The following is a 22,945-nucleotide window of genomic DNA, read 5'->3' on the forward strand; positions in this document are numbered from 1 at the left end:
GGGCTGTTCTCAACGCATCCCGTCCGCGCCGGTTTCCTCCGGCGCAGACCATCTCCGGCTCAGAGACCGTAACGTGCCCAGAGCGCGCGGTCCTCTGCCACGTCAGCGAGCCCCTGCGCGAGACCTGCGCCCAACTGGCCGCCCGAAAGGTCGAGCCCCCCGAGCGCTGCACTGACACCGCCCGGCGCCCGTCGCGAGAACCAACTGCCCGGCGGCGCGATCAGCGGCATGCGAACCTTGTCGCCATAACGCGCGCGCAGCGTGCTGCGCAGGTCGCCTATGCCGTCGATGAGGCCAAGTGGCAAGGCTTGCGTGCCCACCCAGAACTCGCCGGTGAAGAGTTCCTCTTCCGGCGCCGTGAGGGCAGCGCCGCGCCGGCTGCGCACCAGATCGGCGAAGGTGGCGTGCACCTCGCGCTGGATGGTCAGCAGGCGCTCCACATCCTCCGGCTGCTCGGGCCGGAAGGGATCGAGCATGGTCTTGCGGGTGCCGGCGGTGTGCACGCGGCGCTCGACGCCTATGCGTGCGAGCAGGTCCGGGAAACCGAAGCCCGCCGACACCACGCCGATGGAGCCCACCACGGAGGAGGGGTCGGCGTGGATCTCGTCCGCCGCGCAGGCGAGCATGTAGCCGCCGGAAGCGGCCACGTCCTCCACGAAGGCGAAGACGCGCTTGTTCTTCTCCTCCGCCAGCGCGCGGATGCGCTTGAAGATGAGATGCGACTGCACCGGCGAGCCGCCCGGCGAGTTGATGACCAGGGCCACCGCCGGCGCGCGCTTGACCGCGAAGGCCCGCTCCAGCGTGCGGGAGACGGCCGCGAGCGTGAGGCTTTGGCGCAGCGGCGAGCTCATGCCGATGGCGCCGGACAGGCGCACCACGGGCACGAGGGTGAGATCGCTGCGCCAGCGCTGGGGCAGGAGCCCCTTGAGGTGACGCTTCGTGGTCTGGATGAAATCGTCGGGCATGCAGGGAAGGTAGTCACTCCCCCCGCGTCAGGGAAGGAGCGCCCGGCGCAGCTTTTGCCGCATCGGCGGCAGAGTGATCTCAGTGGCAGTCGATGCGGAAGGTGAACTTCTTGGCCTGCTCCGCCACCGCGGCCGGATCAAGCCGCTCTCCGAGCGACCAGGAAGACGAGCCCTGCACCTTGGCCTCGATGCCGTTGGTCTCGAGGAAGTTGGCGGCAATGGTGCTCTTGATGGCGAAGTTCACGTTCTGCGCCACGTCGTTCGTGACCGAGGCCAGCTTCAGCGCATCGAGTTTCGACACCACGACACCCACGATCTCCGCATTCTGGTCCAGCAGCGGCCCGCCGGAATTGCCCGGCTGAACGGGGGCGGAAATCTGCAGCATGCGGGTGTCGTCGGCGAGGCCGGCAGAGGCGGTCACGTTGCCGGCGGTGAAGTTGCCGTTGCTGGCGAGGATGCCGGAGAGCGGAAAGCCATAGACGAACACCCCATCGCCCACGCGTGCCCGCAGCTTGAGCGGCGGCACCGTCCGGATGGGCGCGCCGGTCTGCAGCAGGGCGAGATCATTGCGCGCGTCACTGGCGATCAGCACTGCCGGCACCGGCGGTTCGCCCACACGGGTGACAGTGATGCGCCGGCAGCCGTTGATGACGTGGTGGTTGGTGAGGATGTGGCCGCGCTCGGAGACGGCAAATCCGGTGCCGGAGAGGTCGGTCTCCTTGTCCTGCGGCAGCAGGGCCGGATCCTTCGACGACGGTTCCTTGGCAACGGGCTCCCTGGCGGCGACCTTGGGCGGTTGGCTGGGGGCTGCCGGCTTTGCGGGGGCGGCCGCAGGCGGCATCTTGTCCTGCTTGGCCGAGACCGGCGGTGGGTCGCGCAAGGCGGTGGCGAGATCCTTCTGACAGTTGATCACCCGCTCCAGCGCGGCGCGCGAGCCCGAAAGGGACAATTGCGCGATGATCTTCTGGTCATAGACCACGTCGAGCATGTTCGCCCGCGCGAAGTCCATGATGAAGTCGTCCTTCACCTGGCGCGAGACAAGGCCGCGCCGCTCGCCCACCTCGAGGCCGGTGAAGCTGCCGGTCCATTCTTCCTGCCCGCGCGGCATGAGGCGGATGTCATAGGCCTTGCCGGCCTGCAACGCGCGCCATTTGGCATTGGCGAGCACGAAGAAGGGCGTGTCCTTCGGGCCGCTGAAGCCGATCCACACCGTGGTCTGGTCGTCATAGCTGGCCTCGGCCATGCAGCCGCCCATGGCAACGCTGATCCCAATGGACCAGCCGCCGCTCTTGCCCACGGGCTTGTCCATGGCGAAGGGAATTTCCGCGTGCGCGCCGCTGGCGAACAGCAGGGTGACACCGGCCGCGAGCACGCCCAGAAACCGCCGTGCGCGTTCCCGCCCATGGCGCGTGGCAGGTTGGGGGCGGATCATTTGTGGTCGGCCACCGCAGCGGCCTGCGGCACGGGACCGGCCTGCTGCACCGGCTCGGCGAAGGGGTCGATGTCGGAATCGGCCACATTGACCAGCGGCGCCACCTGCGGCTTAACGATCTGAGACGGTCCGCCGTCTTCGGGCGGGCGCTTGGCGGCGGTCTTGCGGCGCTGCGGCTTGGCCGGACGCGTCATCTCGTTCAGCGTCTTCATGAAGGCCGCGCCGATGGAGGCACCCGGATTCGGATCGTTCCGGGAAGCAGCCTCTGCCGGTTGCTGAAAAGCGGGAGCGGCCGCAAGGACGAACGTCAGGCCAGCGACAAGGCCAACCCGGGTGACGCCGATCCGCAGCGTGCGACGGTCCCACATCTGTCTCGTTCTCCTCGGGCGGGGGCGCTGAAACGGCGGCAGCATAAGCCAACGCCAACCATCAGCGAAAGGGTAGCCCAACATTTCGTGACGCCAGGCACGCAAGCACGTGAGGTTGGCGTAAACGGAAGCTTGGTCTCGACTGCCGATACCGCCGTAAGGCGTATCCCAAGACCGCGCTCAGCTTGCACAGACCGCGCGCAAACTCACCCTTAACTTGCTACCGCAATGCGGTGCCGTCACGCAGAATGGTCTCCGCCTCCGGGCTGGGACGACCTGCCGCATCGGCAAGCACGAGGCCGGGGCGGATGACGGGCGGGGTTCGGCGTCCCTTGATGGCCCGTACCAGCAGCCGCACCGCATCGGCGCCGGGGGCAGGGTGCACGGGGAGCAGCTCGGCGGCGCCAAAGCGCCCCGCCAACGCCGCCAGCAGGGGCGTGAGGTCCTCCGGCCGCAGGATCAGGGCCAATCGCCCGGCGGGGGCGAGGCAGCGATAGGCCGCCAGCACCCAGCCCTGAAGCGTGTCGCCATCCGCCATATGGGCGGTGGCGCGGCGAGCGTCAGGCGAGGTCTGGTGGGCGGCGCGGGCATTGAAGGGCGGGTTGGCGATCACGAGATCGGCCGCGTCCGGAGCAGGTTCCGCCGGGCCGCCGGGGCGGGCGAGACGGAGCACGTCACCTTCCACCACGGCGCAGCGCTCAGCGACGCCGTTGGCCGCCACATTCTCCCGCGCCAGGGCGGCGGTGGGCGAGTCGATCTCCACCAGATGGGCGCTCGCCCCCGGCAAGCGTGCGAGCACGGCCAGTCCTGCCGCCCCGACGCCGGTGCCGAGATCGACCAGGTGGCGCGTGTCGTCGGGCGCCAGTGCCGCCAGCAATATGGCGTCGTGGCCCACCCGGTGGCCCCGGCGCGGCTGATGCAGCGTTACCCGCCCGCCCAGAATGGTGTCCCGGGTTGTATTCGGAAGGTCAGGCGGGGTGTCAGTCATCCTGTCGCAGCACATAGGCATAGCCCGCCTCGGTCAGCAGGCGGCGGGCCTCGTCCTCTTCGTCATCGGTCACGAGGATGCGGCGGGGAATGGCGCCGATGGAGCCTTCGAGCACGCTGGTATGGCCGTCGGTGACGATGTGGCCGATGTCCGCGCCCTTCAGCAGGGCTTCGATGGCGGAAATCAGCACCATGTCGTTGGTCCTTACAACCTCACGCATGTGCTCTCCTGCAGATTCGCGCCGGCCGGCGCGGAATTCATGGTGCGGTATGCATACAAAGACACCTCACCGCTTGCACGGACCCCATGGGCATCCCTATGGTGCGCCCCGCTGAATGACAAGCGGGAGCAATCATTGGCTGTCGTCCTTCCGTTTGAGCCCAAGGATCCCTCCATCGAGACGCTGGTGCGGCTGGTGAAGGGGGACATGGAGCGCGTGAACGCCCTCATCCTGTCGCGCACCGGCTCGGATGTGGCGATGATCCCCGAGGTCGCGACCCACCTGATCTCGTCGGGCGGCAAGCGCCTGCGCCCGATGCTGACCATCGCCTGCGCGGCCTTGTCGGATTACGAGGGCGAAGGGCACATCAAGCTCGCCGCTTCGGTGGAGTTCATGCACACCGCGACCCTCCTCCACGACGACGTGGTGGACGAGAGCGACATGCGCCGGGGCAAGCTTGCCGCCCGCAAGGTGTGGGGCAACGAGGCCAGCGTGCTGGTGGGCGACTTCCTGCTCGGCCAGGCGTTCAAGATGATGGTGGAAGTGGGCATTCTCGAATGCCTCGACATCCTCTCCACCGCCGCCTGCACCATCGCCGAGGGCGAGGTGATGCAGCTCGCCGCCGCCAAGAACACCGAGACCTCGGAAGACGATTATCTCGCTGTGATCCGCGGCAAGACGGCGGAACTCTTCGCCGCCGCCTGCGAGGTGGGCGCGGTGCTGAACCATCGCCCCAAGGCGGAACAGACCGCCTGCCGCTCCTTCGGCATGAATCTCGGCATCGCCTTCCAGCTCGTGGACGACGTGCTGGACTATGGCGGCAGCCAGGCCAAGCTCGGCAAGAACATCGGCGACGATTTCCGCGAGGGGAAGATCACCTTGCCGGTGATCCTCGCCTTCCGGCGCGGCGACGCGCAGGAGCGCGCTTTCTGGAAAGAGGCGCTGGAGCAGAGCGAGACCAGCGACGAGCAGTTGCAGAAGGCCATCGCCCTTCTCATCAAGCACCGCGCGCTGGCCGATACGCTGGAGCGGGCGCAGCACTATGGCGCCATGGCCCGCGACGCGCTGGCCCTGTTCGGTCCCAGCCCGGTGAAGGACGCCCTCGTCGAGGCGGTGGATTTCGCCATTTCGCGCGGCTACTGACGCCGTGCTTTTGCCCTGCGCGGTCAGCCGCGCGGGGCGAACAGGATCACGCAGGCGCCGGCGAGGCAGATGAGCCCGCCGGCCACGTCCCAGCGGTCGGGCCGCATGCCTTCCACAGCCCACATCCAGCCCAGCGAAGCGACGATATAGATGCCGCCATAGGCCGCGAACGCGCGTCCGGCGGCGTCAGCTTCCACCTGCGTCAGAGCGGCCGCGAAGGCGGCCAGACTCATCATGCCCGCCGCCAGCCACAGCGGATGGCCGCTTGATCGCACCACGTGCCAGAAGGCGAAGCAGCCGGCGATCTCGGCCAGTGCCGCGAAGACGAACACCGGCAGTGTCATGCGCGCGGCCTCACCGCAGCACGGTGGGGCGTACCCACCAGTCCGGCCGCGCGGCGGCGACCCGGCGCGCCACAGTGGCGGCGCCCCGGCAATTGTCGGTGATCGCGAACACGGTTGCCCCCGATCCCGACATGCGCACCAGCCGCACGCCCGGCTGTTTCGCCAGTAGCGCCTTCACCTCGGTAATTTCCGGCGCCACCCGCTCGGCAGGGGGCTCCAGATCGTTGACGTGCAGGGCCAGATGGCCGAGCAAAGCCTCGCGCTCTGCCGGAGGTGCCGCATGGGGCAGGCCGGCGAGCTCCTCCCCGGCGCGCAGGTTCAGGGCCCGGAACACGTCGGCGGTTGGTACCGGCACCCGGCAGTTCACCAGCACAACGGAGACCAACGGCAGGCCGAGCGGCGGCGACAGGCGCTCGCCAATGCCCTCCATGATCCGCGCCTCAGGCGCGAGACACACCGGCACGTCGGCCCCCACCTCCTGCGCGGCCTCATAGAGGCGCGGGTCGTCGCGGGGAATGTCGTTCAGCTCCGCCAGCAGGCGCAAAGCGGCTGCCGCATCGGACGAGCCGCCGCCGAGGCCGGCGGCCACCGGCAGGCGCTTCACCAGCTCGAAATGCCCTGTGCGCCCGTCCGGTACCTGCTTGAGGAAGGCGCGGGCGGCCTTCAGGATCAGATTGTCCGCATCGGGGCCGGCCGACGCTGCGGAAGGCCCGGCGACACTCAAGCCCAAGGGGCGCAACGGGTCGAGGGTGACGATGTCGGCGGCGCCGGCGAAGGCGACAACACTCGCGAGATCGTGAAACCCATCCGGGCGTCGCCGCAGGATGCGCAACGTCAGATTGACCTTGGCCGGGGCACGGGCAACAAGTCTTTGCATGGCTTCGCTTATGGCCTGCGTTGCCACGGGCGGCAAGCGGCGCGGTCACGGGGCCTTAACTCAGCGCGGTGTGCAACGCGGTGCTAAACTTGCGGCACAGGGTGAAAGCGGCCATCCTCCCGCCATCGCGTGCGGCTTGGCTGACTTGTGCGCTCCTTTCCGGGATTTCCTTACGGTGAAGATTCTCTCCTTCTCATCGCCTCTGGCCATTGCCCTGTCCCTGAGCGTCGGTCTGGCGTCCACGGCCCCTGCCTTTGCCCGCGAGGATGCGACCCCCGGTTATGTGGGGGAACCCTCGGTGGCCGGCAGCTTCCTGTCCGCGCGCCTCGCCGGCTCCGAACGGGACACGGACGCGGCGGTGACATATCTGCGCCAGCTGATGAAGGCCGATCCGTGCAATGACGAACTGGTCGAGCGCGCCTTCTTCGCCATGCTGGTGGCCGGCGAGGTGGAAGACGCCATTCCGCTCGCCGAGCGTCTGGTGAAGGTGGACAAGTCCCATCGTATCGCCCGCCTCGTGCTTGCCACCCGCGCCATCAAGCGCAGCCAGTACCAGACCGCCCGCACCAATCTCTCGCTCTCCGTGCGTGGCCCCATCGGTGATCTCACCGCCACCCTGCTTGCCGCCTGGACCATGCTCGGCTCCAACAACGCCAAGTCGGGCGTGGAACTGATCGACCGGCTCCAGGGGCCGGAATGGTATGCGGCTTTCAAGGACATCAACGCCGGCCTCATTCTGGATGCCGCCGGCAACAAGAAGGACGCCGGCAAGCGGCTGGAGAAGGCCGCCAAGATGGAGCCCGCCACGCTGCGCGCGGTGGATGCCTATGCCCGCTGGCAGTCCCGCAACGCTGACAAGGATGCGGCCCTCGCCACTTATGCCGCCTTCGAAAAGCTGCTGCCCCGCCATCCGCTGCTGACCACTGCCGTCGCCGAGCTGGAGGCGGGCAAGACCCTGCCGCCGCTGATCCGCACCCCGCAGGAAGGCTCTGCCGAAGTGCTCTACAGCCTCGGCGCAGCGCTGGGTCGGCAGGGCGGCGAGGATCTCGCCCTCGTCTATCTGCAGCTCTCGCTGTGGCTGGAGCCCGACCATCCGCTGGCGGGCCTGACGCTGGCTGATCTGTATGAGCAGATGAAGCAGCCGGAGAAGGCCATCTCCGTCTATGAGAAGGTGCCCGCCGCCTCGCCGCTGAAGCGTAATGCCGAAGTGCAGATGGCCATCAATCTCGACCAGGTCGGCAAGTTCGACGACGCCCGCAAGCACCTCGTGGCGCTGGTGGAGAAGGACGCCAAGGACACCGACGCGCTGGTGGCGCTGGGCGGCCTCTATCGCGGCCACAAGCTCTATGCGGAATGCGCGCAGACTTACGGCAAGGTCATCGATCAGCTGAAGGATCCGGCCCGCAAGGACTGGACGCTGTTCTACTTCCGCGGCATCTGCAACGAGCGCAACAAGAACTGGTCCGCCGCCGAGAGCGATCTGAAGACTGCGCTCAAGCTGTATCCCGATCAGCCGCACGTGCTGAACTATCTGGGCTACAGCTGGGTGGATCAGAAGCTCAACCTCGATCAGGCCATGGACATGATCCGCAAGGCCGTGTCCCTGCGGCCCGACGACGGCTACATCGTGGACAGCCTCGGCTGGGCCTATTACCGGCTCGGCCGCTATGACGAGGCGGTGAGCGAGCTGGAGCGCGCGGTGGAGCTGAAGCCGCAGGATCCGGTCATCAACGACCATCTGGGCGATGCCTACTGGAAGGTGGGCCGCAAGCTGGAAGCTTCCTTCCAGTGGGCGCATGCGCGGGACATGAAGCCCGAGCCCGAGGATCTGCCGAAGATCGAGAAGAAGCTGCAAAGCGGTCTTGAGGACGAGACCCCGGTCAAGAAGGCCGAGGACCAGCAAAAGGGCGGCTGACGCCGGGTGCGAATGGGTGTCCTTGCTCCTGTCCGGACTGGCTTTCCGGGCAGGGCGACGCGTGGGGGATGCGTTTTCCGCCCCGAAGCGGTAAAATCGGTTGCGGCCACCCCTTTGAACGGCGGCGAAGCGACATGATTGCCTGGGACGATCTCCGTCTGGTGAAGGCGATCGCTGACACACGCTCCCTGGCCGGCGCGGCGGATGCGCTTGGCGTCAATCACTCCACCGTTTTCCGCCGCCTCGGCACGCTGGAGACGACGCTGGGTGCCCGCCTGTTCGAGCGGGCCCGCTCCGGCTATGTGCCCACCACCACCGGCGAGGAGATGGTGCGGCTCGCCGAGCGCATGGGGGAAGAGATTTCCGCCATGGAGCGGCGGATCACGGGGCAGGATCTGCGCCCGTCCGGCGAGTTGCGCGTCACCACCAACGATACGCTGCTGGTGCACCTGCTCACGCCGGTGTTCGCGAGCTTCCGCCGCGCCTATCCCGAGATCCGGCTTGAGGTGATCGTCTCCAACCAGACGCTGAACCTCACCAAGCGCGATGCGGACGTGGCCATCCGCGCCAGTGACCGGCCCGGCGACACGCTGGTGGGTCGCCGCCTCGCCTGTCTGGCCTGGGCGGTCTATGGCCGGCCCGATGCGCTTGCCGGCCAACCCTTCGCCCGAGCCGATATCCGCCATCTGGACTGGGTGGGACTGGCCGAGCCCATCGCCGGTATCCGCGCGGGCAAGTGGCTGCGCGAGCGGGCGGGGGCGGATCGCATCGTCTATCGGGTCAACACCATGCTCGGTCTGGCGGAGGCGGCTGCGGCCGGGATGGGGCTGGCACTGCTGCCCTGCTTCATCGGCGCTGCCACGCCGGGCCTCGCGCGCCTGTCCGAGCCGGTGCCGGAGATGGAATCCGGTCTGTGGCTGCTGACCCATCCGGAGATCCGGCAGACCGCGCGTGTGCGTGCCTTCATGGAGCATGCGGCCCGCGAACTGACGCGCCGCCGCACCACGATCGAAGGCAAGGCGGCCGATGGCGACGGTCAGGAGGCGGATGCCGGCGGGGACGATGAGGCGGATGCCGCCGAGATCGCCGGGAATGTCAGCCCTGTAGGCTGACGTCGCGCCGGATCGCTTGAGCCGGTCAGCATGTCGGTGGATGCCCGGACGTCGTGCGCAACTGTCCGGTCGCTGAAGCTACGTCCCGCTCCAATCCGGAAGGTCATGAAAAAGGCCCCGGCGGATGCCGGGGCCTTTGCCTTGATCGGAGATGCGCCTCACTGGCCCGGAACGGGGCCGAAGGTGTTGGGCGAGGGGCCGACTGTGGTGCTGCCGCCGCTCGTCGGCGCCGGGCCGAAGGTCGGGGCGGGGCCGAAGGTGTCGCCGGCGGGCGCACCGCTGCTGGCGGCGGGGGCCGCGGCAGGGGCTGCCGCCGGAGCGGTGGCGGCCGGGCGCGGCGTGGACGGCGCGCTGGTGGTGGCTGCCGGGCGGGGCGTCGTTGCCGCCGGGCGGGGACGCGCCGGGCGTGCGGCGGGCTCGCCCTTGGAGTCGAAGCCCACGTAGATGATGTACTTGTCCAGCGCGTCCGGGTTCGCCGGCATGGGGAAGGTGATGCCTTCCTCCACCACCGCGAAGGCGGCCTGGGTTTCGTTCGCAGGCACCTGCACCGGCACCACGAAGAATTTGGTCAGCAGGGTCTTCGGGTTCGGGCCTTCCTCCACGAGGGCCACGCGCACCGGGGCGGTGAAGGCGCCGGGGGTGCCCTTTTCGCCGAGGATGACCCGGCCTTCGATGCCGACCTTGATGTTCATCTGCCCGGCGGCCACCGTGCATTCGCGGGCCAGCGTGCCGAAGGTGCCCTGCGCCCTGAGGCCGCCGCCGGGGGCGGGCACCTGCCAGGTGGAGGCGCCGGAGCGCACGGTTACGGGCGGGCAGGTGACGTCGCTGACGCCGGGCGTACCGGCGGAGACGGTGGTTCCCGACGGGTTCACCGGGCCGGCCGAGGCGGCAGCGGCGCCGTCCACGGTGGTGCCGGGGGCGCCGAACGTGCCCTGCGAGTTGAAGCCGGCGCAGCCGGCCAATGCCAGTGCCAGGGCGCTGCCGGCCAGAATGCGGGTTGGCAGGGTGGCGTGGAACGCCAGACGCATGTCACCTTCCTCCTGAACCGAGGAATGGCACATGGCGCACATCCCTCCGGGGAGCTGCGGTCCGCCTGCGACGCAGGCCGGTCCCGAGCGTGGTTCCCGTTCCAAATCCGGGCGGGTTCGCCGATCGGCCTGTGACAGCCCGACCGGACCCGATGCCGGTCCCGCATGCGCGGCGCCCGTGATCCATGACGAATGACAGGGAACGGGGCCGATGCTGAGCGGGCAGCGTATATAACAAAAAGTAAATGTCTTCGGGGAGGGGCAAGGGGCGTCTGAACGCCGCCTGAGGCCTTGTCTTTGCTTTTATGGTTAGCGCGCGAGGTCCCGCCGAAGGCAACCCACTGCGTCCCGGGCGGGACGCAGTGGGGAAGGCGGTCAGCCGCCGGAGAGGCCGGTGGGCTTGCCCACCACCACGGTGAGCGTGGACTTGGCGCTGGCGAGGCGACCCGCGACGCGCTTCAGGTCGTCCAGCGTCACCGCCTCGATGAGGGCGTTGCGGCGGTCGATATAGTCGATGCCGAGCTTGTCGATCTGGATCTGCAGCAACTGCCCGGCCACCTTGGAGGAGGTGTCGAAGCGCAGCGCGTAGCTGCCGGTCAGATACGCCTTGGCCTCGTCCAGCTCGGTCTGGCTCGGGCCTTCATCGATGATCTTGGCGAATTCCTCGGCGATGATCTTCAGGGATTCCGCCGTGCGCTCGTTCTTGGTGGCCGTGCCGGCGAACCACAGGCCCACATGCTCCAGCGCCACCTGATAGGAATAGACCGAATAGGCAAGGCCGCGCGCCTCGCGCACTTCCTTGAACAGGCGCGAGGAGAAGGCGCTGCCGCCGAGGATGTGGTTCAGCACATAGGCCGGAATGAAGTCCTTGTCCTGCCGGTCGAGGCCATCGGTGCCGATCATCACCACCGACTGCGAGACCTCGAGCGGCACCACGTCCACGGTGCCGAGGCCCTGCGGCTTCACGTTGGCCACAGGGGTCAGGGTCGCGTTCGCAGGCAGGGCCCCGAAGATGCGGTCCAGCTGCTTGCCCAGTTCCTCCGGCGTGATGTCACCCACCACCGCCACCTTGAGGTTGGAGCGGGCGAGGTTCTTCGCGGCGAAGGCGGCCAGATGGTCGGTGTTGATCTTCGGCACGCTCTCCAGCGTGCCGTCCACCGGCCGGCCATAGGGATGGTTCGGGAAGGCTTTCGCGAACCACTGCAGGCTGGCGATGGCGTTCGGCTCCGTGGAACGGCGGCGCAAGGCGGCAAGCTGGGCGGTGCGGATGCGCTCCACCGCCTCGGTGTCGAAACGCGGATGCGTCACCGCGAGACGCAGCAGGTCGAAGGCGGTGTCGCGGTTCTCGGACAGGGTGCGGACCGAGCCCCGCACCTCGTCGCGGCCGGCATCGAAATGCAGCTCGATGGCCTTGTCCGCCAGTTCGCGATGGAAGGCCTCGGCCGGCATGTCGCCGGCACCCTCGTCCAGCAGCGAGGCGGCGAGGCTGGCGACGCCGGGCACATCAGCCGGATCCTGCGCCGCGCCGCCCATGAAGGCGAACTCCAGGGCGATGAGGGGCAGGGTGGTGTCGTGCACCAGCCACGCCTCGATGCCGCCGGGGCTGGTCACTTTGGTGATGCGCGTGGTCTGCGACTGGGCCGGCGTGGGGGTCAGGAGCGCGAGCGACATGGCTACCATCAGGGAGAGAAGGGCGGCGGCGCCCGCGAGCGCCCCGCCGAATGTGCGCCCGTGCGGGCGCGCTGTCGAACGGAAGGGGAGGACGGCGCCGCTCACGAACGGTTCTCCGCCGGCTTTGCCGGGTCCTTGGCCGGGGGCGCGGCGGCGGCCGGGGTGAGGTGGCCGGTGACGGCGCGGCTCAGCACCAGATAGCGGGCGGCGGCGTCCTTGACCTGCTGGGCGGTGATGGCCTTCACCCGGTCGGGCCAGGCATTGACCTGATCGACGCTCATGCCGGTGGCCCAGGAAGCCCCGTAGATGCGCGCCAGGGTGGCCTGATTGTCGCGGGCATAGATGGCATCAGCGGTGAGCCGGGTTTTGGCGCGGGCCAGTTCCAGCTCGTCCGGGCCTTCGGCGGCGAACTTGGCGATCACCGCGTCGAGCGCCTCTTCCAGCTTGTCGAGGCTGACGCCCGGACGCGGCGAGGCGGAGAAGCCGAAGCGGGTCTCGTCATAGGCCGTGCCCTGATACCAGGCGCCCGCACCGGCGGCGAGGCCCTGCTCCACCACCAGCGCGCGATAAAGGCGGCCGGTCTGGCCGCCGCCGAGGATCTGCGAGAGCACGTCCAGCGCCTCGCCCTCGTCATCCTTGGCGACGCGATAGGACGGCACGAGATAGGAACGCTGGAGGACCGGCTGGGCGACGCGGGCGTCGGACAGGGAGACGCGGCGATGGACGCGCGGTTCGGGCTCCTGAGGGCGGTTGCGGGGCGGCGTGTCGGCGCGGGCGACCTTGCCGTAGGTCTGTTCCGCCAGCGCCTTCACGGCGGCGGGCTCCACGTCGCCGGCCACCACCAGCACGGCATTGTTGGGGGCGTAGAAGCGCCGGTAGAAGGCGAGCGCATCCTCCCGGTTCAGCTGCTTGATCTCGTGCTCCCAGCCGATGATCGGGTGCTGATAGGGATGGTTCACGTAAGTGGCGGCCTGCATGGCCTCGGCGAGACGGGCACCGGGATCGTTGTCGGTGCGCATGCGGCGCTCTTCCAGCACCACGTCGCGCTCGGGCAGCACCACCTCATCGGTGAGCTGGAGGCCGGTCATGCGGTCGGCCTCGAAGGCCATCACCTTGCCGAGGTGATCCTTGGCGACGCGCTGGAAATAGGCGGTGTAGTCGGTGGAGGTGAAGGCATTCTCCTGCCCGCCCAGACGGGCGACCTCGGCCGAGAACACGCCGGGGGCGTTCTTCTCGGTGCCCTTGAACATCAGATGCTCAAGGAAGTGGGCGATGCCCGACTTGCCGGGCTGCTCGTCGGCGGAGCCCACCTGATACCAGACCATGTGCGTGACCACCGGGGTGCGGTGGTCGGGGATCACCATGACCTTGAAGCCGTTGGCGAGCTCATACTGAGCCACTTCGGGGCCGGCGGCAGAGGCGGAGGAGGCCGCGGCGGCGGTCCCGGCGGCAAAAATGGCGACCATGGCGAGGCGTCTCACATTCACGGGGCAGTTCCACGGCGCGCCGGAAAAGGCGCGCGCTTCCTAGAGAGATAGGGTGTCCTGCTTTGCCGGCCAAGGGATGCGATGGCGGTGGGCAGGCACGATTGCAGCCACTGTGCCCCATCGGCACGCCGGGTGCAGCGCCAAGGCGCACGGTGTCGCGGGGTTTTGATGCGGGCCGGGAGGCACAGGGCGCGGAAGATGGCGCACGGGCCGGCCGGGAGAGCATCGGCGCGCGGATGGTGCGCGGACGGCTGGGCTGGCGATAAAAGGAGAAGCCGGGGCGCGGGGCGTCCCCGGCGGGTGCGCGGCGGCGGGATGTCCCGCCGCGTGGCACCGCGCCTCACTGGCGGTCGAACAGGGTCGGGAACTTGAACGGCTCGTTCTTTTTCTCGACCACGCCATAGGGGGCGTTGGGGGCCGGAGTCTGATAGCCGACCGGCGGCTGGGTCAGGCTTTCGCGCGCCGGCTCGCCGGTGAAGACCATGGGCTTCTCGTCGGTCTTGGTGATGCCGAACCAGGAGGTGAAGCCCAGTTCGCTCGGCGACATGATGTCGCGCTTGTCTTCATAGCGCTGGGCCGGACCGTCGAGACGGTTGGCATTGGCCTTGCGGCCCTTGTTCAGCTCGGAGGGCAGCAGCACGTCGCGCTTGTCCTCGTAACGCATCACCGGCTCGTTGCTGTCCTTGGCGGCGGCCTGCTGGGCGCGGGTCACGTCCGGATCTTTCGGCCAGTTGGGCAGCGTGGTGGAGGCCCGGCTCCGCGGCGCGGGCAGGGCCTCGCCGGTGGCGTGGGCGGCGGGCGGCACCACCAGCGGCGCGCGCTCGCGATAATCGATGTTGGGCTTGTTGGGCTCGGTGAGGCCGATGGCCTCCATCAGCGTGCCGAAGAAAACCTGATTGTCTTCGGCTGCGGCGGGCGTGACGACCGTGGCCAGCGGCAGGGCCGCCATGGCCGAAGCGCCGAAGAGGAGCGCACGCATCCGGGAGGTGGTCTGCGACCGTCTCGTGATCTTCCGCATGTGTCCTTTTCCCGTCTTTCGGGTCCGTGGTCCCGGTGTTCTGGTTCGCGGCGTCTAGGTCGCGTCGTTTCGGTGTGCGGGCCGCCCCATCAGGCCCGCATGCGCGCCGATGGCCATGCCATTGGCCTCAGGCGGAGGGCTTGCCCTCGCCGCCGGGGCCACCGCCGCTCGAACGCGCCCTACCGCTCGCCTCAGAGGGCGGCGTTTTTGAGGCGCGAGCGAAGAGCGCATCATAAAGAAGGAGCATCACGCCGACAACGACCGCGATGTCGGCAACGTTAAACACGTACCAGCGGTACTCGAATGCGTGGAGCGACACGAAGTCGAAGACCGCGCCATAGGCGACCCGGTCCACCGCATTGCCGAGCGCCCCGCCGATGAGCAGGCCCAGCGCAAGGGCTTCCAAGCGGCGGCTGGTGCGGGCGAGCCAGATGGCGAAGCCGATGGACGCGCCCACCTTGATGGCCACCAGCACCCAGCGCCCGGTATCGCCCTGCTGGAACAGGCCGTAGCTGATGCCGTAATTCCAGAGCTGCACGAAATCGAGGAAGGGCGTGATGGTGCGGATGGGGGAGCCCCAGCTCTCGGACCATGACAGCACGGCGGTCTTGGATGCCTGATCGAGAACAAGCGTGGCCAGCGCCGACAGTATGCCCAGTCGAAGCGCGTTCATCCTGATCACTCCGCGGCTGTGCAGGCGTTGATCGCGCACGCCCGGATGCGGCGCAGGTGCGGCAGGGTGACGGAAGGTGCGGACCCGAGGGGCATCGTGCAAGCCATGGCGGGCTTCTAGCAGCCTGCCCGCCGCCGGGAAAGGGCATGGGGGCGCGGACAATGCTCGCCCGCGTGGGCCTCGGGGCGGCTTTGCGTGTCGCGCGGTGGACAAAGAAAAGGCCCCGGCTCGTAAGCCGGGGCCCGTGTTCCCCTCTTTTTATTGGGTGGCCCGCTGGAACGGGCGATGAGCTCACATTTTCGAGTGAGAGGGCGGCGCCGCACGCGCCGCCCCATCCGCTCAGCTGTGGTAGGCGCGCTCGCCGTGCTCGGTGATGTCGAGACCCTCGCGCTCCTTCTCCACCGTGGCGCGCAGGCCGACGACCGCGTGCACGATGTAGAAGACGATGGCGGAGCCGACGCCCGACCACACGATGGTGAACAGCACCGCCTTGATCTGGGCGATGACCTGGGTGGCCATGTTGTACTCGGCGACCGCACCGGTGGTGTAGTCGTAGATGCCCGTGCCGCCGAGGGCGGGGCTCACGACGATGCCGGTGGCGATGGCGCCGACGATGCCGCCGACGCCGTGGACGCCGAACACGTCCAGCGAGTCGTCATAGCCGAAGGCGTTCTTCACCGTGGTGCAGAAGAAGAAGCAGACGACGCCGACGACGAGGCCGGAGATGAGGGCGCCCATGATGCCGGCGAAGCCGGCCATCGGGGTGACGGCCACGAGGCCGGCGATGGCGCCGGACACGACGCCGAGCATGGAGGGCTTACCCTTGGCGAGCCATTCCACGATCATCCACGACAGGGCCGCGGCGCAGGTGGCGATGAAGGTGTTCATCATGGCCAGCGCGGTGAGGCCGTTGGCTTCGAGGTTGGAGCCGGCGTTGAAGCCGAACCAGCCGACCCACAGCAGGCCGGCGCCGACCAGCGTGAGGGTGAGCGAGTGAGGCTGGAAGGCCTCCTTGCCGTAGCCGGTGCGCTTGCCGACGATCAGGCAGCCCACGAGGGCGGCGATACCGGCATTGATATGCACCACGGTGCCGCCGGCGAAGTCGATGGCGCCCATCTTGTAGAGGAAGCCGGCGTCGCTGAGCACGGCGTCGAGGGCAGCCTGAGCGGCGGCCTTGCCACCCGCGTCAGCGGCAGCGAGGGCCTTGGCAGCGGCGTCGACCGCATCCGGGCCGGCCCAGTACCAGACCATGTGGGCCATGGGGAAGTAGATGAAAGTGACCCAGAGCGGCACGAAGAGCACCACCGCCGAGAACTTCACGCGCTCAGCGAAGGCGCCGAAGATGAGGGCCGGGGTGATCATGGCGAAGGTCATCTGGAAAGCGACGAACACCAGTTCCGGAATGGCCACGCCCACGGAGAAGGTGCCGCCGGCGGATTCGACGGTGACGCCCTTCAGGAAGGCCTTGGAGAAGCCGCCGAAGAAGTCGTTGCCGCCGGTGAAGGCCAGCGAGTAGCCGTACAGCACCCAGATGATGCCGACGATGGCCACCGAGTAGAAGACCTGCATCAGCACGGAGAGCATGTTCTTGGAGCGGACGAGGCCGCCGTAGAACAGGGCCAAGCCCGGCACGGACATGGCGAGCACGAGGATGGCGGACACCAGCATCCAGGCGGTGTCGCCCTTGTTGATGACCGGGGCGGCGGCAGCGGCCGCGGCGGCGTCCGGGGCCGGGGTGGCGGTCTGCGCCAGCACCGGCAGCGCCAGCGCGCTCGCCGCAAGAAGCGCGGGAATACCCACGCGGGACCACGTCTTGAGATTCATGGAAAATGGCTCCTGAAATGAGAAAAGGTCAGAGCGCGTCGGCGTCGGTTTCGCCGGTGCGGATGCGCACCGCGTGCTCGATCTGGAAGACGAAAATCTTCCCGTCGCCGATCTGGCCGGTCTTTGCGGAGGCGGTAATGGCCTCGACCACCTTGGCGACCTGATCGGACGGCACCGCCACCTCGATCTTCAGCTTCGGCAGGAAGCTCACGGCATATTCGGCGCCGCGATAGATCTCGGTGTGACCTTTCTGCCGGCCGTAACCCTTCACTTCCGTAACGGTGAGCCCGTGCACCCCGATGCCGGTGAGGGCGTCACGCACCTCTTCCAGCTTGAACGGCTTTATGATGGCCATCACGATCTTCATGGATCGGTCCCTGTCCCCGTAATGCCCCCCGATCCGACGGATCCGGCCGGCGTTTCTGTCGGGCTCCGCCACGTGGGGACGGGGAAATCCCCGGCCGCGACGGCGAGCCTGGGACAGACGCAATCAAGGAGTGTGCCAATTCAGGGGGATTACGCGAGTGCGTGCTTATTTTCTCGCCAAGGACCTCTGGAACACGCGTTCGCCGCGAACTTGCCTCTTTTTATGCCTAAAAAATATCCACAGAGATTACGAATTATGCGTCACCCCTCATGGAGGCGCATCAAACCTTCTTGCACCGCCGAAGCAACCAGCACGCCCTCGCGCGTATATATGGCACCGCGGCAAAAACCCCGGCTCGCCTGTGCCGACGGACTGTCCTGGACATACAGCAGCCATTCGTCCGCCCGGAACGGCCGGTGGAACCACAGGGCGTGGTCGAGACTGGCCACCTGCAGGTCGGGATCGAACACGCTGCGCCCATGCGGCACCAGCGCCGCCTGCAGCAGCGACAGGTCCGAGGCATAGGACAGGATGGCCCGATGCACCGCCTCGTCGTCGGGCAGCTTTTCCTTGGCGCGCAGCCAGATGCCGGGTTTCACGTCGGTGGCCTCGCCGGCCAGGAAGGCGGGGGTCATGCCCACCGGCTTCACCTCAATGGCCTGCAACGCCATCCAGTCGCGGCTGGCGGAAGCCGGGAAGCGGGCCAGCAGCTGCTCGCGCCATGTCGTATCGGAGGGCAGCTCTTCCGGCTGCGGCACCTTGGGCATGACATCCTGATGGGAGATGCCGTCTTCCCGCACCTGGAACGAGACCGCCATGGAGAAGATGGCCTTGCCGTGCTGGATGGCCACCACCCGCCGCGTGGTGAAGCTCTTGCCGTCGCGGATGCGGTCCACCTCATAGACGATGGGGATGCGCGGATCGCCGCCCAGCAGGAAATAGCCATGCAGGGAATGGGCGGGGCGATCTCCGTCCACCGTGCGCTCTGCCGCCACCAACGCCTGCGCCACCACTTGCCCACCGAACACGCGGCCTCCGCCGGGAGATCCGCTGCGACCCCGGAACAGATTGATCTCCAATGGCTCCAGATCGAGGATGGCAAGAAGGGTATCGACGTCGGACATGGGGCATACTCGCGGCGGGGCAATGCAGCCGGTTTATCGCCGGCCATGACCGTGAACCAGCCATGCGGCGGCAGGTCGCGTCAAGCTTTGCAGCGGGGCTCCGATGTGTGGGGTCTTGTGCGCGGTCATCGGGGCGATGACTTAAGCCGGGGGTGATGTCCCTTGGGCCATTTCACCTCCGGGCCGTTTCGCCCTAGAGGTGTCGGTGCCGAAGCTTCGCCCAAAGGGCGGCGTTTCGTGAGTTCCGGCCCGCAGGGGCCGATGGGAGAGAGGCATGGGTATGGACGGCACGGCAGGCAACGCGGCGAAGGCCTCCACGGCAGCGGCCGGTATGGAGAAGGCCGACGTGGTGATCGCGGGCGGCGGCCTCGGCGGGCTCAGCCTGGCGCTGGCCCTGAAGGAGGGCCTCGGCCGGGATGCCGCCATCACCGTCTATGACCCCGGCTTCGGCAAGCCGCTGACCGGCGACAAGCGCTGCTCGGCCATCGCTGCCGGTGCGCGCCGCCTGCTGACGGTGCTCGGCGTGTGGCAGCAGGTGGGCGAGGCCGCCCAGCCCATGACCATCATGACCGTGACCGACAGCCGCACGCGCGACACCGCCCGGCCCGTCTTCCTGACCTTCGACGGCGACGTGGAGCCCGGCGAGCCCTTCGCCTACATGGTGCCCAACGCCATACTTCAGCAGGCGCTGACCGATGCCGCCATCCGTGCCGGCCTCGACATGCGCACCGCGCCCGTCTCCGGTTTCGTCACCGACCGCTCCGGCGTGACGGTGACGGGGGGCGATGGCGCCACCGTGCGCGCGTCCCTGCTGGTGGCCTGCGACGGCGCGCGGTCCCGCCTGCGCAGCCTCGCCGGCATCACCTGCACGGAGTGGGAGTATGGCCAGTCCGCCATGACCTTCACGGTGGAGCATGAGCGCCCGCATCATGGCGAGGCGATCGAGCATTTCCTGCCCGCCGGCCCCTTTGCCACCCTGCCGCTGCCGGGCAACCGCGCCTCCATCGTCTGGACCGAGAAGACCGAGGATGCGCGGCGGCTGGCGGATCTGCCGGACTATCGCTTCCAGGAGGAACTGGAGCAGCGTTTCGGCCACAAGCTCGGCTGGGTGAAGGTGGAGGGCAAGCCGCAGGTCTATCCGCTGGGCTTTGCCATGGCCCGCACATTCATCGGCGAGCGGTTCGCGCTTGTGGGCGATGCGGCGCACCGCATCCATCCCATCGCCGGGCAGGGCCTCAACATGGGCCTGCGCGACGTGGCGGCGCTGGCGGAAGCGATGACGGACGCCGCCCGTGTCGGCCTCGACTTCGCCTCGCCGCAGGTGCTGGAGCGTTACCAGCGCTGGCGCCGCTTCGACACCTTCGCCATGGGCATGGCCAGCGACACGCTGAACAAGCTGTTCTCCAACCAGTCGGATGCCTTGCGCATTGTGCGCGACATCGGGCTTGGGGTGGTGGACCGGCTGCCGCGCCTGAAGCAGTTCTTCATCCGCGACGCCGCCGGCCTTGGCGGCACGGTGCCGAAACTGCTGCGCGGCGAGGCGCTCTGAGGGAAGCGGCCTGCCAGGGCGTGCCGCCCCCGCAAGGGCAGGGCCGGCTTTTCGGTCCAGCCCTTGCTATTGCCCCGGCGTGTCGTCGTTCTCGCCGGCCCGCATGTCGGCCGCGCTCAACATCTGCATCTCGGCCGCCGCGTAGGTGGCCACCGCACCCCGATTATCGGCGAGCGTGGTCTTGAAGCTGCGCACCCGGGCCCGATCCTGCGGCTGGGCGATGAGATCCACCTGGATCATCAGCTCGTGCTTTTCCTCCAACGCCTGCCGATAGGCTTCCAGCCGGGCGATGGCGAAGTTCGCCGCCACATAGGGGCAGAGCGGCATCCGGTCCCGGCCGCAGGGCTGCATCTTGCCGGCGCCGTACAGCCAGACCAGTGTCACCGTGCTGCGCAACGCGTCCGCACGCTGGGACGAGGGCGGGCCGTATTTCTCGATCAGTTGCGCCTCAAGTTCCTCGCCACGGGGGGCGGCGGACAGGTTCGGGAACTCCACCCGCCGCTGGATGCCGAGCACCGGGCTGCCCGTGGTGGGGAGGCCAAAGGTGAGCTGGATGTCCTCCCGCGCGCCCGGTGTCTCGCTGCGTGCCATGATCTGAGCGGGCACGGGACGTGAGCGCACCACCATGCCATCGCGCATGAAGGTCACGGCCACCTGCGGCGCCGGCGTGACGCGGCCGGGATAGGCTTTCATCAGCGCCGCGCGCGCCTCCGCTTCCGGCATGCCGGGGGTGAAGCCGCGCACCTCGGGCGTGACGCCGGGCAGATCATAGGGCGCGGGTGGGGGCGCCGGCTGGAAGGTGAAATCCTGCGGAAAGGCCGGGCTTGCTGCGAGCAGTCCGGCCAGCGTGAGGCCGGCGGTCCAGAGCGCCAGGCGGCCGGAGGCCGTGGCTTGTTGCGGCAAGCGACCACGGGGGGAGGGGGCGGCGAGCTGAAGCGGCATCGTGCCCTCCTTTCCGAGGGGGCTGCGGGGACGAGGATGTATGCTCCGCGATGCTAAACCCGGCTCCTTGTCCTGAGCTTGCGCCACCGGCCTGGCTCGAACCGCTGACTCTCAGGCCGGGCTGTCGCTGCGGTTCTGGAGGCAGATCAGTGTCTGGGTGGAGGTGGCACAGAGTGTGCGCTTGCTGCCGGCCACGCCGAACACGTCGACCCGAGCGATGGTAAGGGTGCGGCCGTTGCGCAGCACCTCGCCCACCGCCACCAGAAACTCGCCATTGCCGGGCACCATGATGTTGATCTTGTATTCCACCGTCAGCACCGTGGACGCGGCCGGAAACAGCGTGAAGGCCGCGTAGCCGCCCGCCGAATCGGCAATGGCGCCCACGGCCCCGCCATGGAAGAAGCCGTGCTGCTGGGTGACGCCCGCCTGATAGGGCAGCACCACTTCCACCCGACCCGGCGTCACCGTGACCAGTTCCGCCCCCAGCGTCGTCATGAAGGGCTGGCGTGCGAAACTCTCGCGTACCCGGCGCTCGAAATCGGGATCGGCAGGCTCAAAGGCTGGCATCGGCGTTTTCCCCACTGTCGGATCAGTATCCGCTGCTTCCCAGAAGCACCGGGACGGGACTTTGGACAAGAGGGATTTGTGGGGGCACTTGTCAGTCTGCCTACTAGAAGGTAGGTATGTGGAATGACTCGCCCCTCGACCACCGCCGACGACATTCTAGATTGCGCCCGGACGCTCATCGTCTCGGGTGGTTACAACGGCTTCAGCTATGCCGACATTGCGGCCGTGGTGGGCATCCGCAAGGCCAGCATCCATCATCATTTTCCGGCCAAGTCCGACCTCGTTCGCACGCTTGTCGCCCGCTACCGGGCCGAGGCGGCGGCCGGCATAGGGGCGGTGGATCGCAATGTGCCGGACCCGCTGAACCAGCTCAGGGCCTATGTGGGCTATTGGGAAGCCTGCATCGCGGATGCCAGTGCGCCCTTCTGCCTGTGCGCGCTGCTGGCCTGCGAGATTCCCGTTCTTCCTGCCGATGTCGTGGCCGAGGTGCGGGCCCATTTCCGGACGTTCTCGGGATGGCTCACCAAGGTGCTGGCGCGCGGCGTGGCCGAGGGCCGCTTGCGGCTGACCGGCACCCCCGAGGCGGAAGCCGAAGCATTTCTGGCCACCGTTCATGGCGCGATGCTTTCCGCCCGCGCCTATGGCGATCCGTCCATGTTCGCCACCATCACCCATCCGCTGCTGGAGCGCCTCGTGCGCCCGCATTGAGAAGGCGCGTGCACGCTGCGCACGAGGCCTCGAAACAGATCTATTCGCCTACCAACTAGTAGATAGCTTCTCAGAAGCCCTCAGACAGAAGGACGTCTCCCATGTTCGGCATCTCTCCCCTCGGTTGGCTACACACGCTGGGCAGCCTGCCCGCCATTCCGCTCATGTTCTATATGTTCGCCCGTTATGGGCGCATCGAGCCACGTTCGCTGGCTGGCGTGGCCTATTTCTTCTTCATGGCTGTCGGCGGGGGCACGGTCTTCCTCGTCGCCCATGCCCCGGTGAGCTACGGCATCGGCGGCGCCACGCTCGTTCTGCTCATCGCTGGCTTCGGCGTCGGCTTCCTGCCGCTGGGGCGGCTCGGACGCTATGCGGAGACCATCTTTCTGAGCCTGACCGCCTTCCTGCTCATGCTGCCCACGGTCACGGAAATTCTGCGCCGCGTGCCGGACGGCCATCCCTTCGTTACCGACCTGCATTCGCCTCTGCTGCTCGGTGCGCAGGGCAGCCTGCTGGTGCTGCTCATCCTCGGCCTCAGCACCCAGCTCTTCGTGCTGGCGCGGCAGGGGAAGAGGGCGATCCGTTGATGCAGGCCACCGCATGGCGGGCCTGCGCTCCCGTCC

At 68.1% G+C, this 22,945-nt stretch carries 23 protein-coding genes; 6 read left to right on the plus strand and 17 right to left on the minus strand.

The window, feature by feature from the left end; all coding sequences use genetic code 11:
- Positions 1–59: 59 nt before the first annotated feature.
- The 5 genes from IEW24_RS27860 to IEW24_RS27880 all read right to left on the minus strand — a co-directional run bounded on the left by IEW24_RS27860 (position 60) and on the right by IEW24_RS27880 (position 3,973).
- A complete protein-coding gene (locus IEW24_RS27860; RefSeq protein WP_188584190.1) occupies positions 60–965 on the minus strand; it encodes a S49 family peptidase in 906 nt (301 codons plus the stop codon).
- A 79-nt stretch (positions 966–1,044) separates the two neighbouring features.
- Positions 1,045–2,337 carry a S1C family serine protease gene (locus tag IEW24_RS27865; RefSeq protein WP_188584191.1) on the minus strand — a complete coding sequence of 431 codons (1,293 nt, stop codon included), beginning with the start codon at positions 2,335–2,337 and terminating at the stop codon, positions 1,045–1,047.
- A 56-nt stretch (positions 2,338–2,393) separates the two neighbouring features.
- Complete coding sequence (locus IEW24_RS27870) at positions 2,394–2,765, minus strand: hypothetical protein (protein WP_188584192.1); 372 nt, start codon at positions 2,763–2,765, stop codon at positions 2,394–2,396.
- Positions 2,766–2,985: 220 nt separating this feature from the next.
- Positions 2,986–3,753 (minus strand): tRNA1(Val) (adenine(37)-N6)-methyltransferase, encoded by a 768-nt coding sequence (locus IEW24_RS27875; RefSeq protein ID WP_188584193.1) that lies wholly within the window; start codon positions 3,751–3,753, stop codon positions 2,986–2,988.
- Complete coding sequence (locus IEW24_RS27880; protein WP_188584194.1) at positions 3,746–3,973, minus strand: putative signal transducing protein; 228 nt, start codon at positions 3,971–3,973, stop codon at positions 3,746–3,748. The genes IEW24_RS27875 and IEW24_RS27880 overlap by 8 nt, the downstream gene beginning before the upstream one ends.
- A 135-nt stretch (positions 3,974–4,108) precedes the next feature.
- On the opposite strand from IEW24_RS27880, the gene IEW24_RS27885 reads away from it, so the two are divergent.
- Positions 4,109–5,116, plus strand: coding sequence for a polyprenyl synthetase family protein (locus IEW24_RS27885; RefSeq protein ID WP_188584195.1), 1,008 nt, complete (start codon positions 4,109–4,111; stop codon positions 5,114–5,116).
- 23 nt (positions 5,117–5,139) lie between these two features.
- Here the strand turns inward: IEW24_RS27885 and IEW24_RS27890 are convergent, their stop codons facing one another.
- Both IEW24_RS27890 and IEW24_RS27895 read right to left on the minus strand, forming a co-directional pair.
- Positions 5,140–5,460, minus strand: a complete 321-nt coding sequence (locus IEW24_RS27890; protein ID WP_188584196.1) for a YnfA family protein — start codon at positions 5,458–5,460, stop codon at positions 5,140–5,142.
- Between the two features lie 10 nt (positions 5,461–5,470).
- Positions 5,471–6,337 carry a 4-(cytidine 5'-diphospho)-2-C-methyl-D-erythritol kinase gene (locus IEW24_RS27895; protein WP_188584197.1) on the minus strand — a complete coding sequence of 289 codons (867 nt, stop codon included), beginning with the start codon at positions 6,335–6,337 and terminating at the stop codon, positions 5,471–5,473.
- A gap of 175 nt (positions 6,338–6,512) precedes the next feature.
- On the opposite strand from IEW24_RS27895, the gene IEW24_RS27900 reads away from it, so the two are divergent.
- Positions 6,513–8,252: a tetratricopeptide repeat protein gene (locus tag IEW24_RS27900; RefSeq protein ID WP_244644713.1), complete on the plus strand. Its 1,740-nt coding sequence runs from the start codon at positions 6,513–6,515 to the stop codon at positions 8,250–8,252.
- Positions 8,253–8,386: 134 nt separating this feature from the next.
- Positions 8,387–9,364 (plus strand): LysR family transcriptional regulator, encoded by a 978-nt coding sequence (locus tag IEW24_RS27905; protein WP_188584198.1) that lies wholly within the window; start codon positions 8,387–8,389, stop codon positions 9,362–9,364.
- Positions 9,365–9,522: 158 nt separating this feature from the next.
- Here the strand turns inward: IEW24_RS27905 and IEW24_RS29050 are convergent, their stop codons facing one another.
- The 8 genes from IEW24_RS29050 to tesB form a co-directional block, all read right to left on the minus strand.
- Entirely contained in the window at positions 9,523–10,392 is an 870-nt protein-coding gene (locus IEW24_RS29050; RefSeq protein ID WP_188584199.1) for a hypothetical protein, read from the minus strand.
- Between the two features lie 375 nt (positions 10,393–10,767).
- The gene (locus IEW24_RS27915) at positions 10,768–12,168 is read right to left on the minus strand and encodes a M16 family metallopeptidase (RefSeq protein ID WP_244644714.1); all 1,401 of its coding nucleotides are present in this window, start codon (positions 12,166–12,168) and stop codon (positions 10,768–10,770) included.
- On the minus strand, positions 12,165–13,529 hold the full coding sequence (locus IEW24_RS27920) for a M16 family metallopeptidase (RefSeq protein WP_188584249.1): 1,365 nt from the start codon (positions 13,527–13,529) through the stop codon (positions 12,165–12,167). Before IEW24_RS27920 ends, IEW24_RS27915 begins: the two co-directional genes overlap by 4 nt.
- A gap of 361 nt (positions 13,530–13,890) precedes the next feature.
- A complete protein-coding gene (locus IEW24_RS27925; protein ID WP_188584200.1) occupies positions 13,891–14,568 on the minus strand; it encodes a hypothetical protein in 678 nt (225 codons plus the stop codon).
- Positions 14,569–14,695: 127 nt separating this feature from the next.
- Positions 14,696–15,241 carry a signal peptidase II gene (lspA, locus tag IEW24_RS27930; RefSeq protein WP_188584201.1) on the minus strand — a complete coding sequence of 182 codons (546 nt, stop codon included), beginning with the start codon at positions 15,239–15,241 and terminating at the stop codon, positions 14,696–14,698.
- Positions 15,242–15,580: 339 nt separating this feature from the next.
- Positions 15,581–17,065, minus strand: coding sequence for an ammonium transporter (locus IEW24_RS27935; protein WP_188584202.1), 1,485 nt, complete (start codon positions 17,063–17,065; stop codon positions 15,581–15,583).
- Between the two features lie 28 nt (positions 17,066–17,093).
- Positions 17,094–17,432: a P-II family nitrogen regulator gene (locus tag IEW24_RS27940; protein ID WP_188584203.1), complete on the minus strand. Its 339-nt coding sequence runs from the start codon at positions 17,430–17,432 to the stop codon at positions 17,094–17,096.
- Positions 17,433–17,692: 260 nt separating this feature from the next.
- Positions 17,693–18,556: an acyl-CoA thioesterase II gene (gene tesB / locus IEW24_RS27945; protein WP_188584204.1), complete on the minus strand. Its 864-nt coding sequence runs from the start codon at positions 18,554–18,556 to the stop codon at positions 17,693–17,695.
- A 331-nt stretch (positions 18,557–18,887) separates the two neighbouring features.
- Here tesB and IEW24_RS27950 point away from each other — a divergent pair, with 331 nt between their 5' ends.
- A complete protein-coding gene (locus IEW24_RS27950; RefSeq protein ID WP_188584250.1) occupies positions 18,888–20,105 on the plus strand; it encodes a ubiquinone biosynthesis hydroxylase in 1,218 nt (405 codons plus the stop codon).
- A 66-nt stretch (positions 20,106–20,171) separates the two neighbouring features.
- On the opposite strand, the gene IEW24_RS27955 is transcribed toward IEW24_RS27950, so the two are convergent.
- Positions 20,172–21,047, minus strand: a complete 876-nt coding sequence (locus IEW24_RS27955) for a hypothetical protein (RefSeq protein ID WP_188584205.1) — start codon at positions 21,045–21,047, stop codon at positions 20,172–20,174.
- Positions 21,048–21,158: 111 nt separating this feature from the next.
- Positions 21,159–21,614, minus strand: coding sequence for a PaaI family thioesterase (locus IEW24_RS27960; RefSeq protein ID WP_188584206.1), 456 nt, complete (start codon positions 21,612–21,614; stop codon positions 21,159–21,161).
- A 123-nt stretch (positions 21,615–21,737) separates the two neighbouring features.
- On the opposite strand from IEW24_RS27960, the gene IEW24_RS27965 reads away from it, so the two are divergent.
- Together IEW24_RS27965 and IEW24_RS27970 are read left to right on the plus strand one after the other, a co-directional pair.
- Positions 21,738–22,322: a TetR/AcrR family transcriptional regulator gene (locus IEW24_RS27965; RefSeq protein WP_188584207.1), complete on the plus strand. Its 585-nt coding sequence runs from the start codon at positions 21,738–21,740 to the stop codon at positions 22,320–22,322.
- Positions 22,323–22,423: 101 nt separating this feature from the next.
- Positions 22,424–22,909, plus strand: coding sequence for a hypothetical protein (locus IEW24_RS27970; RefSeq protein ID WP_188584208.1), 486 nt, complete (start codon positions 22,424–22,426; stop codon positions 22,907–22,909).
- The last annotated feature ends 36 nt before the right edge of the window (positions 22,910–22,945 follow it).

The organism is Azorhizobium oxalatiphilum, assembly GCF_014635325.1.
Classification (GTDB): Bacteria; Pseudomonadota; Alphaproteobacteria; order Rhizobiales; family Xanthobacteraceae; genus Azorhizobium; species Azorhizobium oxalatiphilum.